Genomic DNA, 15,140 nt, shown 5'->3' with positions numbered 1-15,140 from the left:
TTGCTCCGCAGCGTTCGCCCTCGCGCAGTATTGGCGATACCGGGCAGTTCAAGCCCACGATCCGATTCCGATGGCACACCGGCCCGTCGGACCTCAATCCAACGGAACCGGGGTGAAGAGTTCTCGTTCGAACTCTCGATCTCGTACCCCGGTTATAAAGGCGTGGTATTCGTGGCGATCGAAGTGCAATCTGGCCGATCCGGCGCTTCCGGCGAACTCAGCGGCAGCGCTGAAAATGAATGCTCCGCTACTTGTTTGGGTGATTGTGAGCGCATTGCGTACCGGTTCACCTGTCCGGATGGTGTGTTGGATTTGCTCGAACTGGTCGTGCTCGAAGGTCAAGCACTGCTCGGGGGAGACTTCGTGGTCGCCGATATCGGCCAGTTTGTCGTCCCAGAGAATGGCTCGGGTGGCATCGCGATAGATCATGACGCATGCCTGTTGGGGTGAGCTGGCGGCAGCCTTGCGGAATTGACTCACGGTCGGTGTCGGCAGCATGGAGGCTTCCTTTCGAGCGTGCGTGACCATGTCGTTTCGCGGTTCACGCACCAGTTCAGGCTACGGGAGGATGCCGGTAGCGGCGAAGTTGCAGGGACGTGCGTGGTCGGTAGTGTCGATGGGGGCGTCGGAATGCCAGTCGGTCGCGTAGGTGATACCGGGCTCGGTGAGTGTCCAGCCATCGAAGAAACCCAAGAACTGTTGCCGGGTTCGCAGAGTGACAGGGGTACTCGCATCGGTGAAGGCAGAGGCACCGGCAGCGACCTGGGCCTTGATTTCGGATCCCGCGTCTTCGAGGGAAACATGGCTCATCGCGATGCGGCTACCAGGTGGCAAGGCATCGCGTAGTTGTGCGAGAAGTTCGGCGGGTTCATCCGCGTCGGTGATCCACGGCAGTACGGATATCAGGAGCAACCCGACGGGCTGGGTAAAGTCGAGAAGTCTCCTGGTGTCGGGATGTTCGAGGATGCGTGTTGGTTCGCGCAAGTCGGCGTCCACCATTGCGGTGGTGCCGAGGAGCCCTTGCTGGCAGAGGAGGTCGCGGGCTCGGTTGATGGCTTCTTCGTCGTTGTCGACGTAGACCACCCGAGGGTCGGTAATGAGCTCGCGGGCGACTTCGTGGGTGTTCCCACCTGCTGGTAGTCCTGATCCGATGTCGAGGAATTGCCGGACGCCGTTGCCGACCATATGCCGGACTGCGCGGCCGAGGAAGGCGCGGTTGTGTCGAGCCCACTTGGGATAGAAGGGGATCGCGGTGTAGAGCTGTTGAATGAACGGTAGGTCGGCTTCGTAGATGACTTCACCGGTGATCATGTGGAGATAGATGCGCGCCGAGCTCGGCTTGGCGGTATCGAGGTGGCGAGGTTCGAACTCGGATTCAGACATCGAGCAATTTCCTATTCGGTTGTGGTTGCGCGGTCGGTTACCGCGCGACGGTGGGGCGGCTGCGCAGACCGCGGAGCAGGTGGTGCATGAATTTCCGTGAATCGGCTGGGCTGAGGGCGGTCATCGTGAGACGGTTGAAGATCTTGTCCCGGATGGCGACGGCAGGTTTGTCGTCTATATAGCGGATCTCGCCCTGCGCTTCGACGACGGCCATTTCGAGGTCACCGGCCGCTCCGGGGGAGGGAACACGGACCAGGATGTAGCGGTCCTCCATTCCGGCGCCGGGCGCTTGGTGGGTAAAGGGCATCACCTGGATCTGGATGTTGGACCGCTCGGACAGTTCGATGATGTGGCCGATCTGATCGACCATCACCTGGTCGCCGCCGTATATGCGGCGTAGGCAGGACTCCGACAGGATCGCGTGGAACTCCGGTGGATTGCGGGTGAAAAGGATCTGCTGGCGCGCTTCTCGAGCTTCGACGTAGTCATCGACTGTGATGGCATCCGGGTCGTGGTCGTCGGGCTGGAACGGTTGGTGCAGGGCACGGATGTAGTCGGGGTGTTGGAGTAGCCCGGGGATGATTTCGGCGGCCGTTTCGCGAAGTCGGTCGGCCACGGCTTCGAGATCGACAAGCAGTCGCAGGTCCTCGATGTAGGCGCGCCGGTACCCCGAGGTCCAGTACCCACGTCGATGGTTGTCCTCGCGGAGTTCGAGCAGGATCTGGAGATAGTTCTCATCGCCGATCTCCAGTCCGGTGATCAACTTTTCGAGTGCTTCGGCGGTGAGATTTCCAGTGCCCGCGATCGCAGCGGCGATGCGAGACTGCCCGACACCGATCAGCCTGCCAGCCTCGGCTTGTGTGACACGCGACCGCCGCAGCAGGTCATCGATTTCCCGTCCGAGCAACACTTTCCGCGCGGTCCTCGCCATGGTCTCCCACCGTATTAACGAACTCGATCGAACGCTTCCTGCCCTCAAATCTGATTATCAGGTTAGATTATCAGGCAGAATTATCTGACGGGTTGGACTGACTCGCGTTGGCGGCTCGGCTCCGATCCGGGCCGCTGATGCGCTGACGCAACCTCACGCTGAGTTGCACAGGCATCAGGGGCAACGAGTCAGGACTGAAGTCCGAAGGTTAAGGGGTGGCCAGTGGAGCCAGCGACGTTCCGCAATTCCGCAGCCGAGTCCCAGCCAGGCACGCGCACAGACGATCGATCCTGGGGCGATCGACTGCGGTCGTTCCGACGTGACCACCTACAGATCAGTCGAAAAGACTTTGCCGAACTGATCAACGCGCGTGGCCGCGACCAGCACATCAACATTGCCTGTTCTGAACGCCAAATCGCACGATGGGAAGACGGCGATGTCCAGACACCGAGCACACCGTATCGACGCCTGCTAGTTGCAATCGGCGCACCTGTCCCCCAGGACGACCGAACATCTGTACTCACGCGACCTGCCCCAGATGCCATGTCTTCGGCGGCGTCGATGTCGTGGTCTATCGGAACAGACGCACCAAGCCTGCATACCACGCGAGAATTGACGCTGATGGAGGCTGTCGCCGCAGCGGTCGTCGGCTCCCCCGCCGCTTTGCTCCCATGGCTACCCCGACTCGATGACATACCGTCGACCGGGAGGCTCGATCGTCGCGAGGTGCCGGACGCCGACGACATCCAATCGACCACAGCGCGATTGCGGACGCTCGATCAACAGCGTGGCGGCTTCGCCGTGGCCGATTCGGCAGCCGAGCTGTTGCGCTCGACCGCGGATCTGCGAAAGTTGTGCCGCCACGACACCGCTGATCAGGAGATACTGGTCGCCTCGGCTGACCTGGCCCGGTTGATCGGCTGGGCCAGTCACGATGCCGGGGATCAGTATCGTGCGCGCCAGTACGCCACCCTCTCCTTGGTCTTCGCGCGCCGAGCGGGCGCGGACAGTTTGGTCGCGTCGATCCTGTACGTACTGGGTCGCATCAGTTTGATCGAACGCGACCCGCGCACAGCACTGCGCATGTTCCAGCTCGGCCAACTTCCCGCTCAGGACGCCGCCGACAGCGGCGAATCCGCTCGCCTGTACGCCAACGAGGCGTGGGCACACGCGATGCTGGGCGATCAGAATCGCATGCACTTCGCCTTGGCTCGCGCCGAGGACGAAATCACCCGTGTCGGAGATATCGTCGCACCCTGGACTCGCGTCTTCTTCACGCCCGGCGAATTCACCGGAATCCAGGCTGTGATCTACAACGAATACGCGACCACTGCACCCCGCCCTATCGCCGAGCGCTATACCCGCGCCGCCATCGACAACGCCCGCGCTTCCCTGCAAGCCTCGGCCCCGAGCCGACCCGCCCGCAGCATCCTGTTCGACAACATCACCGCCGCCAGCGCCCACTTCCGACTGGGCGAGATCGACACCGGTCTGTCCTTCGCCAGCACCGCCATCGAGATGGCCGAGCAGGTCACCAGCGCCAGAGTCGCTGACCGCCTCGCCAACATGGTCCGTTGCGCCACCCACGCCTCACCGCGCAGCGACGTCCACGACATGTCCGACATGGTCCGAGGCACCCTACTGGCAATCCCACACGCATCACGCCACCCACTCCTCGGGAGAGTCACGACCGCATAGGCTGTGGTCGTGGCGACCGAGATCGCGGCGGGGCGTGCCGCCGAGCTGCACCGCATCGTCGAGCTGGCATGCGCTCGAATCGGATTGGACGCCAGCGGCGCCGAACTGATCAAGTACACCGTCAACGCCGTATACCGACTGCCCCGTGAGCAAGTCGTCGTGCGCGTCGCCTCCGACCGAAGCGGAGTTTCGCGCGGACAACGGGTCGTCACCGTGGCCCGCTGGTTGCAAACTCGGGGCGCGCCTATCGCAACGCTCTTGGACGGCGATCAGCCACTGAGCGTCGACGGCTACACCGTGACCTTCTGGCGCGAACTCCTCCGCCGAACGGACTGGTCCGCAGCCGATCTAGCGACACCGCTGCATCACCTCCACGCTCTCGAACTCGACAGCGACGACCGCACCGCACTGCCGCTCTGGGACCCGTTTTCCACTGCCCGCGAGCGGCTGGCACACGCCGACACCTCAGCCCTCGCTCGGGCGGACATAAGGTGGCTGACCGAGCAATGGGACGAAGCCGAACAGGGATACCGGGATGTCCGGGCCCGATTGCGAACCGGGATCATCCACGGCGACCCACACACCGGCAACCTGCTCAATCGACCCGACGGCGCAATCGTGCTGTGCGACCTCGATGAGTCCGGGATCGGGCCCCTCGCATACGATCTCGTCCCCCAAGCTGTCGGAGCAACACGGTTCCACCGACAGCACTTCTACCGTGAATTCGTCCAGGCATACGGCAGCGATGTCCGCGACGACTCAGCCTGGCCGACCCTGTCCCGCATCCGCGAATTGATCATGGTCACCAGCGTCCTGCCCGACCTCCAACACCGCCCGACCGTCGCCGTCCAACACGCACACCGCCTGGCCACACTCAAAGCTGGCCGGCACGGCGAGCCGTGGGACCTCTACACCTAACTCCACATCACGGCAGCAACAACCTCGCGCCGACACCGGCGGGGATCAACCAACGCGACCGGCACCGTTCCCGAACATGCTCGGGGCTCAGCGAGCCGAATGTCCGAAAGTGTCATCTAGCCACCCGTAAAGATGCCCGATTCTGACGGGCTCGATGTCATGGTGGCAGCTCTCCAGCGACGATTAACTCTGTCTATGAACGCAGTTGACGCACTGACCACCACAACGCATCTGCGCCGGACCGGGGCACCGCGGTAGATCTCGGCCCAACCGGCAGAAACGACCAGGCAGATCGTTGCCGGAGTTACATCCTCCAGATTCGGACCTCAAACGACTGCGTCATGACACCTGAGTCGTCGTCAGGCGAGGGAACCCGCCTTCGATCAGATCCTGAAACCTGCACTCGCAAAACATCATCTGTCACTCCCATTACCTCCTCGAGGAGAACCAGCTAAGGGGTCACACGAAATGTGGATTGGATATGCCCGTTCCGACATGCTGACCAGGCATGACGCCGACGCGCTCCAGCAGGTCGTGCACGACTTCGCCGCGCAACAACGATATGGCGACGGCCGCGTATATTTCGAGCCGGTAGCGCCGGAGATCCTCGTCCGCGACATGCTCGCTGAGGTCGACCGCAGCGTGCCGGTGATGAATCTCCTCAAGGCGCTGGCACCATCGTGGCGAGTGGACCTCGGACGGATCTTCGCGCCGACCCACCGGCGGGCCGACCTGCTCTGGCGGATCCTGCGGGGGATACCGGATGCGACCGACGTCGAGTTCATCGTTGCCTCGGAGCAGCATCTCAGCAATCTCGACTTCGCTGGACAGGCAGCTCTGTACCAGCTCACAAACCTGCCAGCGCTCACCGTGCACTATCTCGACGCAACCGATCACGCATCGGCTTCGGACTCGGGACTAGTCGCCGAAGTCGACACGCAGCATGAACGGGTGGTGGTCGAGTCTCGAGTGGGTGCAATTCCGGCTGCTGCGCAACTGGACGCTGCGGAAGCACTGACTCGCAACAGATGGCCCGAGGCTATGGGGTGCGTCGACGCGGTCTACGTAGCCCTTATCGCCGACAGAGTCCACACGACACCACAGTCCTTGTGGATAGAACCTAGTCCGACCCCCGACGCGATGATCCGACTGCTGGTCCACACCGCGACCGGAGCCCTGATCATCGAACTCGATGAACCCCACCCGCGACACGACCAACCTCCGGAAGCACTAGTCGCTTTGTGCGAGAACGTGCGACGCCATCCCAGCGGTGGACACACCATCACCCGATGCACATTGCCCACCCGTGTCAACACGACAGGTGAACCAGCAGCGAGTCCGCGATGAGCGCCACGACACCCGCCGCAGCGACAGGCCCGACTCCGAAGAACACCGGTGAGCATCATGATTCCGGCAGGACGGCCCTGGGTCTGCTCGACGCTCGACAACTTCACATGGCGGTAGCCGGTTGCCGTGTCAAGGGCCAGTCGCCGGTGATCCCGTGGTCACGGGAGTTGGCCGACATGCACGCGACATTGCTGAATGCCGCGCTGTCGGTGGAACGGCGTCCCGTCGGGTTCGACGAGCCTGCCATGCGCGACCGTATGACCGCAGTCGTGGCATTGATCGACGAGTGGGCGATATTTCATCTGCCTCGTCCGGTCAACGCCGTGCATCACACCCACTCTCTCGGTGAGGTGATCAGCCACTTCGCGCAGGTCTTCGCCCAGTCACAGTGCGCTCTACGCCGCGCGACCAACGCAGAACAGCAGCACGAGGCCGCCCTACGAATGGCCCAGACGCTACAAGGCTACGCCGACCTGGTCACCGCGATCCGCGCCCGACGGGTCCAACTGCCCCTGGGATGGCGCGGAATTCGGGTCATTCGATGAATCGGACCCACCCGGAACCGCTGTCCCGGACGCGCCACACCGTCCCACCTTCCGCACAACGAACACCGAGCGAGAAGCCCATGTCCACGAACGATGATCACCGCACCAACACGAACAACTCGACACTGGGCACGACAGCACACCGGGTCCGGGAGACCGTCATGGTTATGGTGCTGGCCCACATCCCGTTCTACTCGGGTCTCACCCACCTGTGGAGTTCGCTCGCTCTGCTCATCGCGATAGCCACGACTTCACTGCTGATCAGCGTCGGCATGCTACACAGAGTGGCGAGACCGCTGTGTGAGCAGTGCGCCGAGCAAGTGCCGAACGACCCGACCACGAGCGCTCGCCGAAATCGACTGCTGCTGTGGATCTACCACCGGCGATGGCACCGGTATTGGATGTGCGTCACAGCCTGCCTCCTCGTCGCCTACGCACTGAACCGCTATGCCGGTTTCCCGCGCCTGGCCTTCCTGCCCATGGACCTTCTGGCGGTGGCCCGCATGTACGGACACTGGCTACACCCCCAACTCACACCATGGTGCCCCTACTGCCGCTGGGGCCGCGACGACGAGGGCGACGCTATCACCGAACCAAGCCCCGATCCCTCGATGGCAGCGATCCGATGATCTGGGATCTCCTCCCGAAAGACCCGACTGTTCCTTAGCGGGATCAATTCTCGTGCCCAAGCCACTGGCACTGTCGGAAAACACGAACGCAAACCCTGATTCAGGACCCACACCGAAAAGGCCCCTGCACGATGCGCGTCTTCCGATCGATTCCCTCGCTCCTGCACACCGTTGTGCGGACCCTACTTCAAGCACTGATGTACACGTTTTTGGCCAGCTTCGTCATCGACATGGCCACAGCCGTGGCACGCCGCTCCAGCTTCACCAACGCCGCCCACGACGCCGTCATGCACTTCGGCGACAACCGTCCCGACCCGGTCTGATCCGGGACCCCTCAGAGAAAGGCGCATCCATGGCACGCGGAACTGTTCGATGGTTCAACAGCGACAGAGGCATCGGGTTCATCGCACCCGATGACGGCACCGACGACATCTTCGTCCACCACTCCGAAATCCAGGCCGAGGGGTTCCGTGCACTCGTCCAAGGCCAGGAGGTCGAGTACGAGCCCGGCCTCGGACCGAAAGGCACGGCAGCCAAGCAGGTCCGAGTGCTGTGAGGAGCACTGTCGATGCCCGCGACCGCGCCTACAGCGACCGAGATGGCACCTATCGCGCACTGCTGAACTCGGCAACGACGCTGTTTCTCACCCTGGGCTACGAGCAGACCGGCCTGGCCCGGATCAGTACTCACGCCGGACACTCCGAGGACACGGTTCGCGGCTACTACACCAGCAAGAACGATATCGGTCACGACGTCGCCGATCACCTGTGCCACCACGCCCTGCAACGCCTACACCGGACCCGCCCCGACGACAACGCCGAACTGGTCACTGTGCTGTCGCGATGGGCGCGGATCGCGATCCACCGTCCGGGATGGCTGCGACTGGAACTCGCACTCGCTGCCCACGACGGCGACGCCCCTCTGCAATACAGTCTCCGTCTGTCCCGGATCCGGACCGCGCTCACCCATCTCCTGACCGCGACTATCCCGGCTGCACCCGGCGCCGACAATCACCAGGTCACCGCCGATTTCCTGCTCACCATGGTCGCCGGACTCACCACCCTGCATCCCGGCGACGCCCACCCCGACCACCTCCAGATCAGCACACAAATCGAACTGGTTCTGCGTGGCGCAACCAACTGACACACCCGCATCCGCCGTTCACCCGCCCCCCAAGGGGAACCCGAACATGCCGATATCAACCAACCCCACTGCCTCGCTCGGGGACGGCCAGATCTATGACATCACCGACGCACGGGCACTGGTGATCACCACCCCCGTTGCCTCGGAACCGGATGTCGTCTACGCCGTCCTCAAGGGACTACACGCAGTCGACGATCAACAGTCGCTACAGTCCGCCCCCCACGCGGACCAGTGACTCCCAGCGGTACCCGAGCCACCATCAGCAGTTCCGATCTCGGCCGCTCCGATATCGCTCGCATGATCGACCACGACCTCCTCTATCGCCGAAACCGTCCACATCTGCCATCTGATGCCATGCCGACTCGGGCGCAGGCCCTGATCCAGAGGTAGATGCAGTCTGTGATTTGAATCGCCCCCCGCCCAGGGCTCAGGGGCTGCGAGGCGAATGTTGCACACACACCTACAGACCACCGGCCCCCGTCACCACTCGAGCGTGCCGCGCGCGATGTCCACCGAACGAAAGCCTTCGTGATGTTCGAACACTGTCATTCCACGTCCGAGGTCGCGGCCGTATATCGCGGGTTGGGGTTCACGGTGACGTGCTCGCTCGAACGTGTCTTTTTGATCGCCTCCGCGACCGTGGGCGCTATCGTGATGCCCGCCGATCTAGGGCGCGCTGTGCGTGGATTGGTCGCAGCCGAGAGCAAACATACGACGATGCCGATCCTCACCTACCCAGGTCCCCACAGGGAGTGGGTGTGCTTGGTAGGCCCGGTGGCCCGTGGCGGCAAACTCAGCGCACGAACGCTGGCCGACCTCGAGGAACAGCGTGTACGGATCTTCGAATCCGGCCAACGGGTATGGCTACCAACGACCGACTACTCCACCGGCTGGTCCTGGATAACCCCACCGGGCAAGGCCAGCGAGATGCCGCCACGCAGCACCCTGATTTCGAGGACGATCGAGTCCTTGCACCGGGCTCGTCTTTCCGCAGCATGGACGTGACCAGCTCTTCCATGCCTGGCGCGGCGCGCAGGGCAACCCCAGTTTCCGCTCAGGTGCGGTCGATTCCGCTTAAATCGGTTCGGAGTCTGACTAATTCGCTGACACACTGCTTCATCAACGAATCCGACGGTCGGAACTTCCGCGATGAAATCGCCGAGTTCACCGACGGGAGTTCCGCGCTGCGATCGGTCCGAGGGATACCGCGGGGACGCACTGTTCACAGATAGGCTGTGCAGTCGCCGCCAGTATTTTGAGGTTGTGTTTTGTCAGTGAGGCCGGGGGCCTACGCGGGGGATCCGAGGACTGCGCTGTATTCAGGATCGAACAGGAGGTGTGTTGTTGGGCCACGTAGAACCAAGCCCGGTGGTGGTCAAGCTGGTGACCGAACCTACACAAGACATATTGACCGCGTTGGGCGGGCTTGTCTCGCAGTTGTCCACCTCGGCACCGCCGCTGAGTCTGGTCATGCTGGAGCAGATCGTGAATTCGCCTGCCACACGCTTGTTTCTCGCGCACCACGACGGCGACGTGGTTGGCGCGTTGACGTTGGTGTTGTACGCGATTCCGACGGGTCTGCGGGGAAGGATCGAGGACGTCGTGGTCGACCACGCCATGCGGGGCCGGGGTATCGGTTCGGCGTTGACCGAGGCCGCGATCGAGCTGGCCCGTGCCACCAACGTGCGCACTCTCGACTTGACCTCGAGTCCCGCCCGAGAATCGGCGAATCGCCTGTATCGGCGTCTGGGTTTTGCTGCCCGCGACTCCGTGGTCTACCGGTTGCAGCCGTGACCTGACCGACCCGGCAGAGGTCGCGCAAGCGTAGCCAGCACAGCGGATCCAGCGATTGATGCTTGTCGGCGGCCGTATTGTTCATCCCTACTCGCAAAGGAAGCATTCGTGAATGGACCGCAGTCGTCGGTGGAGGAGCAGATTCGTACTGCTGCTTTGACTTTGGCCTCGATCGCCAACAACGGTTTGGTGTTCGCTACCGATGTGTTCGACCGGCAGCGCTATGAGCAGACCAGTGCGATTTCGATGCAGTTGCTGTCGTTGATCAGCGCCGGTACTCCGCAGCAGTTGAACGAGATCGTGTCCTTGGAGTCGGGGTACATGACCCCCAAGGTCGACGTGCGTGGGGGTGTGTTCGACAAGGCGGGCCGGATCTTGCTGATCCGCGATCGCAGCGATGAGCGATGGACGTTGCCTGGCGGGTGGTGCGACATCCTCGAGCCGCCGTCACAGGCGATCGAGCGCGAGGTCGAGGAGGAATCAGGGCTGGTCGTGCGCGCGGGCAAGTTGGTGGCCTTGCTGGATCGTGACGTTCAAGGCCACCATCCCGTATTCCCGTATCACGTCTACAAGCTGTTCTTCCTGTGCGAGAAGATCTCCGACGGAGAACCCAGTCCCGTCGAGACGATGGAGGTGGGTTGGTTCGACGTCGAGGAGCTTCCCGAGTTGTCCACCACACGGGTTCTCGCGAGCCAGATCCGATTGCTGCATGAGCATTGGGGCAAGGCCGAGTTGCCCACGGTGTTCGACTGACCTGTTGGATCGGTCCCCGCTATTGGGGTGCGGTCGAACGGTTCGCATGTGCGAGCCGTTCGACCGCCGCGTGCGGGTCTGCGTCGGCAGCGCGGAAGACGGCGCTTGCGGCGACGAGTGTGTCGATTCCGGCGGCGATCACGTGTGGTGCGGTGTGGTCGGTGATTCCGCCGTCAGCGACGAGTTCGGTGGTGTCGAGGAACCGTTCGGTCAACAGCGCGCGCAGTTCTTTGATCTTCGTAACAACGGTGGGGTCGAACGTGCTGGTGCCAGGTTGGCTGGTCATCAGGATGACGAAGTCGAGCCGGTCCAGATGCGGTTCGAGCCGGTGCAGTGGCAGGTCGGGGTTGAGGACGAGCCCTTTTCCGACACCTGCGGATTGCAGCGTGTCCAAGGCGGTGGCGATCCGGTCGCAGGCGTCGACGTGTATCGACACTCGTTCGACGCCGATGTCGATCAGCGCTTCGAGGTAGCGTTCGGGTTGCAGGGTTTGCAGGTGTATATCCAGGGGCATCGTTGTGCGTTCGCGGATTGCGGCGATGGTGCGTAGCCCGAAGTTGATGTCGTTGGTGTAGTGCCCGTCCATGACGTCGAGGTGCAGGTACGGCACGTCGATGCGTTCGACGTGGGTGATCGCGGTGTCGAGGTTGAGCGGATCGGCTCCGAGCAGGGCTGGCGCGACGCGAATAGTCATGTCGTGGGGTTCCTTTCGCTGTTGATGATCGCGGCTTCGAGGCGATCACTGACGTAGTCGATGTCGGGTTCGGTGAGATCCGGTCGCATCGGCAGGCAGAGGGTCGTCGCGGCCTGCTGCTCGGCGTTCGGGTAGTGGTGCCGTGCGAACGGCTGCTGACCGAAGGCAGTTTGGTGGTGGATAGGGACCGGGTAGCGCACCACGGCATCGACCCCGTCACCGCGCAGACGCTTCACGATGGTGTCGCGGTTGGGTACCTCGACCTGGAACAGATGGTGGACGTGATCACCAGGCGGCTGGGCAAGCGCGGACCCCGCCAGTCGTGGGTTGGTGAGGCTTTCGTGGTAGCCCAGCGCCACCCGGCGGCGGGCTTGGTTCCATTCGTCGAGGTGGCCGAGTTTGCTGTGCAGGATGATCGCTTGGATTGCGTCGAGTTTCGAGTTCATTCCGACGGTGACGTGATTGTCTTGTCCGTCCTGTCCCAGTCCGCGCAGGATCCGAAGTTGTTGGGCGAGTTTGTCATCGCTGGTGGTGACGGCGCCGGCGTCTCCGGCTGCGGCCAGGTTCTTACTCGGATGGAAGCTGAAACACCCTAGTGCGCCGAAGGTTCCGACTCGTTGCGTGCCCCACCGGGCGCCGACAGCCTGGGCACAGTCTTCGATGAGCAGCAGGCCGTGTCGGTGGGTCAGTGCGGTGAGTCGGTCCATGTCGAGGGTCCGGCCGAACAGGTGCACGGCCATGATCGCGCAGGTCCGCGGCCCGATTGCGGCCTCGACCGCGTGCAGGTCCATCAGATAGGTCCTGGGTTCGCTGTCGACCAGGATCGGTCTGGCACCGACAGCGACGATCGCGGCGACGGTGGCGTGGAAGGTGTTCGCGACGGTGATCACTTCATCACCGGCCTCGACTCCGGCCGCGATGAGAGCCAGCGCAAGAGCATCGGTGCCGGAGTTGACACCGACCACGTGCGCGGCACCGAGGTAGTCGGCGAACGCCTGCTCGAATCGGGCGACCGACTCTCCCAAGATGTAGTCGCCATCGAGTAGTGCCCGCCCGATTCGGGCTTGTACGGTGTCCAGGTCGGGGAACTGGGCCGGGTAGTTGTAGCGGGGAACCTTCATTGCCGCTCGCTCGGGCCGGTGGTGATGTGGACGACAGCTTTGCCGAGGTATCCGCTGGTGGCGGCGGCGGTGAGGTATGCGGGCGCCTCCGATAGTTCCAGTCGCCGGGCGATCAATCGGTGTGCGCAGTCCGCCAGCGACCACTGCCCTGCGGTGGTGGGGGCGCTGAGCAGGGTGAGTGCTTCGGTGAAGTCGGCGCGGGTGGCGCCGTAGGTCCCGGCGAGGGTGAATAGTTTGCCGGGGACGGCCCCGGCCTGGGTCAGTTCGTGGCGGCGGATCTGGTCGATGTCGAGGTCGTACAGCCGGTCACCAGGCCGGGTTCCGGCGAACAGCATCAGCAATCCGCCCTCGGCGAGCAATCGCACGCTGGTGTCCAGATACCCGGGTGATGCGTGGGCGGTGGCCAGAATGACGTGTTCGAAACTCGTTCTACTGAGGTCGGTTTCGGCAACTTTTGACGGGAGGGCTCCGCGGTCGAGCAGGAATCGGATTCTGTCAGCGCGGCGGTTGAACAGGGTGCACCGGTATCCGAGGGCGAGCAGCGTCGCCGCGATCAGGGTGCCCGCGATCCCGGCCCCCACGACGGCCACCGGCGAGGAGAGGGGTGTGCCGCGATCTTCGGTGACGGCGAGCAGGCGGCGCACACAATGCACGGCACACGCCAGTGGTTCACCCAGGACCGCGCTCTCGGTGGGCACACCAGGCGGGGCCGGGACGAGCGCGGCACGTAGTTGAGTGGGTTCGGCGACGAGTTCGACCAGCTGAGCGAACCCGGAGGTGCGGTGACGCAGCAGCGGGTGCGGATCGAACAGCACTGTGCGTCCGCGCAGGTCCGCCAGCGCCTGTGGGGCGTCCAGAACGGTGCCGAGGATTTCGTGTCCGAAGTCGCGTCTGCCGAATCGTTCACCGCGGATCTCACGCAGGTCCGATCGACACACGCCGACCACACGAGGAGCCAACAGCACTGTCTCGCCCTCGGATTCCGAACCGTCATAACGAGTTTGGGCGGTGGTGAGGAAGGCGAGGCCGTCGGCGTGGTCGATGCGCTGGTAGGTGTGAGTGTTCATCGCAGCTGCCTGAGGTGTTGGGCGACGGTGGTGTGGATGTCGGCGGGCCGTGTCGGTTCGGTCATGGTCGGGTCGATGACGACCTTGATGTGCTCGCCGTGTGCGCGGTCCCGCTCGGCGAGCGCGGGGATACGGGTCGCGGCCTCCTCGAGGGAGATCACATGGGTCACCAGTGCCCCGTATCGTGCGGGATCGTCGATGAGCTGCTGCTGGGCGGCGTCGAGTTGTTGTGGGGAGCTGCCGCGATGCCCGGTCACCCAGACCGGTTTTCCCGTCGCGGTGCTCACCAGCTCGCTCGCGCTTCCTCGGGTGTGTCCGCACACGTTGCGCCGTCGGATCGCGGCGAGATGCACGCCGGACAGGTCAGGATGGTCGAACGCGGCGGGGATACCGCCGAACAGATTCAGTACTCCTCCAGCGCGCAGGGACGCGACGGCGCTGTCGAGGGCCGGGTGGACAGCTTCGCGAGGCAGGCACACGATCGCGCCGTCGGCGCTGTCCGCCGCGGCGTGTGGACGAAGTTCTGTCGTGCCCAGGATGGAAAGTCCGGTGAGGAATTGCGCCCGTTCGGGCCGAGGGTGGATCAGTTCGATCCGGTACCCCAGCTGTTCTCCGGTGAGGGCCAGTAGAAGTGCGGCGCTGCCCGCACCGAAGATCGCCACCCGCCCCGGTGGGCGCAACTGTTCGCCGATCAACTCCCACCCGTAAAGGGCGGTAGCGAGCGGTTCGGTCAGGGGTGCGAGGTCCAACGGCAACAGATCCTGCGCGGCCACCACTGAGTAGGGGTGGCCGCTGGTGGTGAGGTAGTCGCGCAGCAGACCGTCGTAGCTGTGCCCGAGGATCGTGTCCTGGTCGTGCCGGTCGACTGGGTTGAAGATCTCGCACGCCGGGATCGTCTCGTGGTCGGTGTCGGATAGGCGGACGCCGATGCCTTCGTGCCCCAGAATTCGAGCTCGGTCGCCGCGGACACCGCGTTGGATCTGTAGGTCGGTTCCGCATACTCCTACCCGCAGCATCCGGTGCGTTACCTCCGTACTCGGGTGGAACCTGGTGCGCCGCAGTTGCAGAGCGGTGCCGGTGCGCACGAGTGATCTGTTTTCGAGCAAGGCTTCCACGA

19 protein-coding genes are annotated in these 15,140 nt (G+C 63.6%); 11 read left to right on the top strand and 8 right to left on the bottom strand.

What is annotated here, in order from left to right; all coding sequences use genetic code 11:
- Window positions 1-93: 93 nt before the first annotated feature.
- Genes OG225_RS06490 through OG225_RS06480 form a run of 3 tightly spaced genes read right to left on the bottom strand, consistent with a single transcriptional unit; the run spans window position 94 to window position 2,314 of the window.
- Entirely contained in the window at window positions 94-498 is a 405-nt protein-coding gene (locus OG225_RS06490) for a hypothetical protein (RefSeq protein WP_405180833.1), read from the bottom strand.
- 60 nt (window positions 499-558) lie between these two features.
- Window positions 559-1,383 (bottom strand): SAM-dependent methyltransferase, encoded by an 825-nt coding sequence (locus tag OG225_RS06485; RefSeq protein WP_405180832.1) that lies wholly within the window; start codon window positions 1,381-1,383, stop codon window positions 559-561.
- 37 nt (window positions 1,384-1,420) lie between these two features.
- A complete protein-coding gene (locus OG225_RS06480; protein WP_405180831.1) occupies window positions 1,421-2,314 on the bottom strand; it encodes a helix-turn-helix domain-containing protein in 894 nt (297 codons plus the stop codon).
- Between the two features lie 621 nt (window positions 2,315-2,935).
- Between OG225_RS06480 and OG225_RS06475 the strand changes: the two genes are divergently transcribed.
- Window positions 2,936-4,012 carry a hypothetical protein gene (locus OG225_RS06475; protein WP_405180830.1) on the top strand — a complete coding sequence of 359 codons (1,077 nt, stop codon included), beginning with the start codon at window positions 2,936-2,938 and terminating at the stop codon, window positions 4,010-4,012.
- A 9-nt stretch (window positions 4,013-4,021) separates the two neighbouring features.
- Window positions 4,022-4,930, top strand: coding sequence for a phosphotransferase (locus OG225_RS06470; RefSeq protein ID WP_405180829.1), 909 nt, complete (start codon window positions 4,022-4,024; stop codon window positions 4,928-4,930).
- Window positions 4,931-5,389: 459 nt separating this feature from the next.
- On the opposite strand, the gene OG225_RS06465 is transcribed toward OG225_RS06470, so the two are convergent.
- Window positions 5,390-5,827 carry a hypothetical protein gene (locus OG225_RS06465; RefSeq protein ID WP_405180828.1) on the bottom strand — a complete coding sequence of 146 codons (438 nt, stop codon included), beginning with the start codon at window positions 5,825-5,827 and terminating at the stop codon, window positions 5,390-5,392.
- Between the two features lie 446 nt (window positions 5,828-6,273).
- Here OG225_RS06465 and OG225_RS06460 point away from each other — a divergent pair, with 446 nt between their 5' ends.
- The 9 genes from OG225_RS06460 (at window position 6,274) to OG225_RS06420 (ending at window position 11,141) form a co-directional block, all read left to right on the top strand.
- The gene (locus OG225_RS06460; protein ID WP_405180827.1) at window positions 6,274-6,822 is read left to right on the top strand and encodes a hypothetical protein; all 549 of its coding nucleotides are present in this window, start codon (window positions 6,274-6,276) and stop codon (window positions 6,820-6,822) included.
- A gap of 80 nt (window positions 6,823-6,902) precedes the next feature.
- Window positions 6,903-7,451 (top strand): hypothetical protein, encoded by a 549-nt coding sequence (locus OG225_RS06455; protein WP_405180826.1) that lies wholly within the window; start codon window positions 6,903-6,905, stop codon window positions 7,449-7,451.
- Between the two features lie 197 nt (window positions 7,452-7,648).
- Complete coding sequence (locus OG225_RS06450) at window positions 7,649-7,774, top strand: hypothetical protein (protein WP_405180825.1); 126 nt, start codon at window positions 7,649-7,651, stop codon at window positions 7,772-7,774.
- A 29-nt stretch (window positions 7,775-7,803) separates the two neighbouring features.
- On the top strand, window positions 7,804-8,007 hold the full coding sequence (locus OG225_RS06445; RefSeq protein WP_405180824.1) for a cold-shock protein: 204 nt from the start codon (window positions 7,804-7,806) through the stop codon (window positions 8,005-8,007).
- Window positions 8,004-8,594, top strand: a complete 591-nt coding sequence (locus OG225_RS06440) for a TetR/AcrR family transcriptional regulator (RefSeq protein ID WP_405180823.1) — start codon at window positions 8,004-8,006, stop codon at window positions 8,592-8,594. The genes OG225_RS06445 and OG225_RS06440 overlap by 4 nt, the downstream gene beginning before the upstream one ends.
- 46 nt (window positions 8,595-8,640) lie before the next feature.
- Entirely contained in the window at window positions 8,641-8,829 is a 189-nt protein-coding gene (locus OG225_RS06435; RefSeq protein WP_405180822.1) for a hypothetical protein, read from the top strand.
- A 527-nt stretch (window positions 8,830-9,356) separates the two neighbouring features.
- Window positions 9,357-9,599 (top strand): hypothetical protein, encoded by a 243-nt coding sequence (locus OG225_RS06430; protein WP_405180821.1) that lies wholly within the window; start codon window positions 9,357-9,359, stop codon window positions 9,597-9,599.
- Between the two features lie 363 nt (window positions 9,600-9,962).
- Window positions 9,963-10,388, top strand: a complete 426-nt coding sequence (locus tag OG225_RS06425) for a GNAT family N-acetyltransferase (RefSeq protein ID WP_405180820.1) — start codon at window positions 9,963-9,965, stop codon at window positions 10,386-10,388.
- A 129-nt stretch (window positions 10,389-10,517) separates the two neighbouring features.
- A complete protein-coding gene (locus tag OG225_RS06420; RefSeq protein WP_405180819.1) occupies window positions 10,518-11,141 on the top strand; it encodes an NUDIX hydrolase N-terminal domain-containing protein in 624 nt (207 codons plus the stop codon).
- Window positions 11,142-11,160: 19 nt separating this feature from the next.
- On the opposite strand, the gene OG225_RS06415 is transcribed toward OG225_RS06420, so the two are convergent.
- The 4 genes from OG225_RS06415 to OG225_RS06400 are packed head-to-tail and all read right to left on the bottom strand — an operon-like array spanning window position 11,161 to window position 15,138.
- Window positions 11,161-11,835 (bottom strand): ribulose-phosphate 3-epimerase, encoded by a 675-nt coding sequence (locus tag OG225_RS06415; protein ID WP_405180818.1) that lies wholly within the window; start codon window positions 11,833-11,835, stop codon window positions 11,161-11,163.
- The gene (locus tag OG225_RS06410) at window positions 11,832-12,956 is read right to left on the bottom strand and encodes a DegT/DnrJ/EryC1/StrS family aminotransferase (RefSeq protein ID WP_405180817.1); all 1,125 of its coding nucleotides are present in this window, start codon (window positions 12,954-12,956) and stop codon (window positions 11,832-11,834) included. The genes OG225_RS06415 and OG225_RS06410 overlap by 4 nt, the downstream gene beginning before the upstream one ends.
- Entirely contained in the window at window positions 12,953-14,023 is a 1,071-nt protein-coding gene (locus OG225_RS06405) for a hypothetical protein (RefSeq protein ID WP_405180816.1), read from the bottom strand. Before OG225_RS06405 ends, OG225_RS06410 begins: the two co-directional genes overlap by 4 nt.
- A complete protein-coding gene (locus tag OG225_RS06400) occupies window positions 14,020-15,138 on the bottom strand; it encodes a hypothetical protein (RefSeq protein ID WP_405180815.1) in 1,119 nt (372 codons plus the stop codon). The genes OG225_RS06405 and OG225_RS06400 overlap by 4 nt, the downstream gene beginning before the upstream one ends.
- Window positions 15,139-15,140: the final 2 nt, after the last annotated feature.

Source organism: Nocardia sp. NBC_01377 (assembly GCF_045040005.1).
GTDB lineage: Bacteria > Actinomycetota > Actinomycetes > Mycobacteriales > Mycobacteriaceae > Nocardia > Nocardia noduli.
This window is presented reverse-complemented; position numbering and strand designations above follow the sequence as displayed.

Coding starts and splice junctions, on each gene's coding strand:
- OG225_RS06490 (WP_405180833.1), bottom strand. CDS start 498: ATGCTGCCGACACCGACCGTGAGTCAATTCCGCAAGGCTGCCGCCAGC.
- OG225_RS06485 (WP_405180832.1), bottom strand. CDS start 1,383: ATGTCTGAATCCGAGTTCGAACCTCGCCACCTCGATACCGCCAAGCCG.
- OG225_RS06480 (WP_405180831.1), bottom strand. CDS start 2,314: ATGGCGAGGACCGCGCGGAAAGTGTTGCTCGGACGGGAAATCGATGAC.
- OG225_RS06475 (WP_405180830.1), top strand. CDS start 2,936: ATGGAGGCTGTCGCCGCAGCGGTCGTCGGCTCCCCCGCCGCTTTGCTC.
- OG225_RS06460 (WP_405180827.1), top strand. CDS start 6,274: ATGAGCGCCACGACACCCGCCGCAGCGACAGGCCCGACTCCGAAGAAC.
- OG225_RS06455 (WP_405180826.1), top strand. CDS start 6,903: ATGTCCACGAACGATGATCACCGCACCAACACGAACAACTCGACACTG.
- OG225_RS06450 (WP_405180825.1), top strand. CDS start 7,649: ATGTACACGTTTTTGGCCAGCTTCGTCATCGACATGGCCACAGCCGTG.
- OG225_RS06445 (WP_405180824.1), top strand. CDS start 7,804: ATGGCACGCGGAACTGTTCGATGGTTCAACAGCGACAGAGGCATCGGG.
- OG225_RS06435 (WP_405180822.1), top strand. CDS start 8,641: ATGCCGATATCAACCAACCCCACTGCCTCGCTCGGGGACGGCCAGATC.
- OG225_RS06415 (WP_405180818.1), bottom strand. CDS start 11,835: ATGACTATTCGCGTCGCGCCAGCCCTGCTCGGAGCCGATCCGCTCAAC.
- OG225_RS06410 (WP_405180817.1), bottom strand. CDS start 12,956: ATGAAGGTTCCCCGCTACAACTACCCGGCCCAGTTCCCCGACCTGGAC.
- OG225_RS06405 (WP_405180816.1), bottom strand. CDS start 14,023: ATGAACACTCACACCTACCAGCGCATCGACCACGCCGACGGCCTCGCC.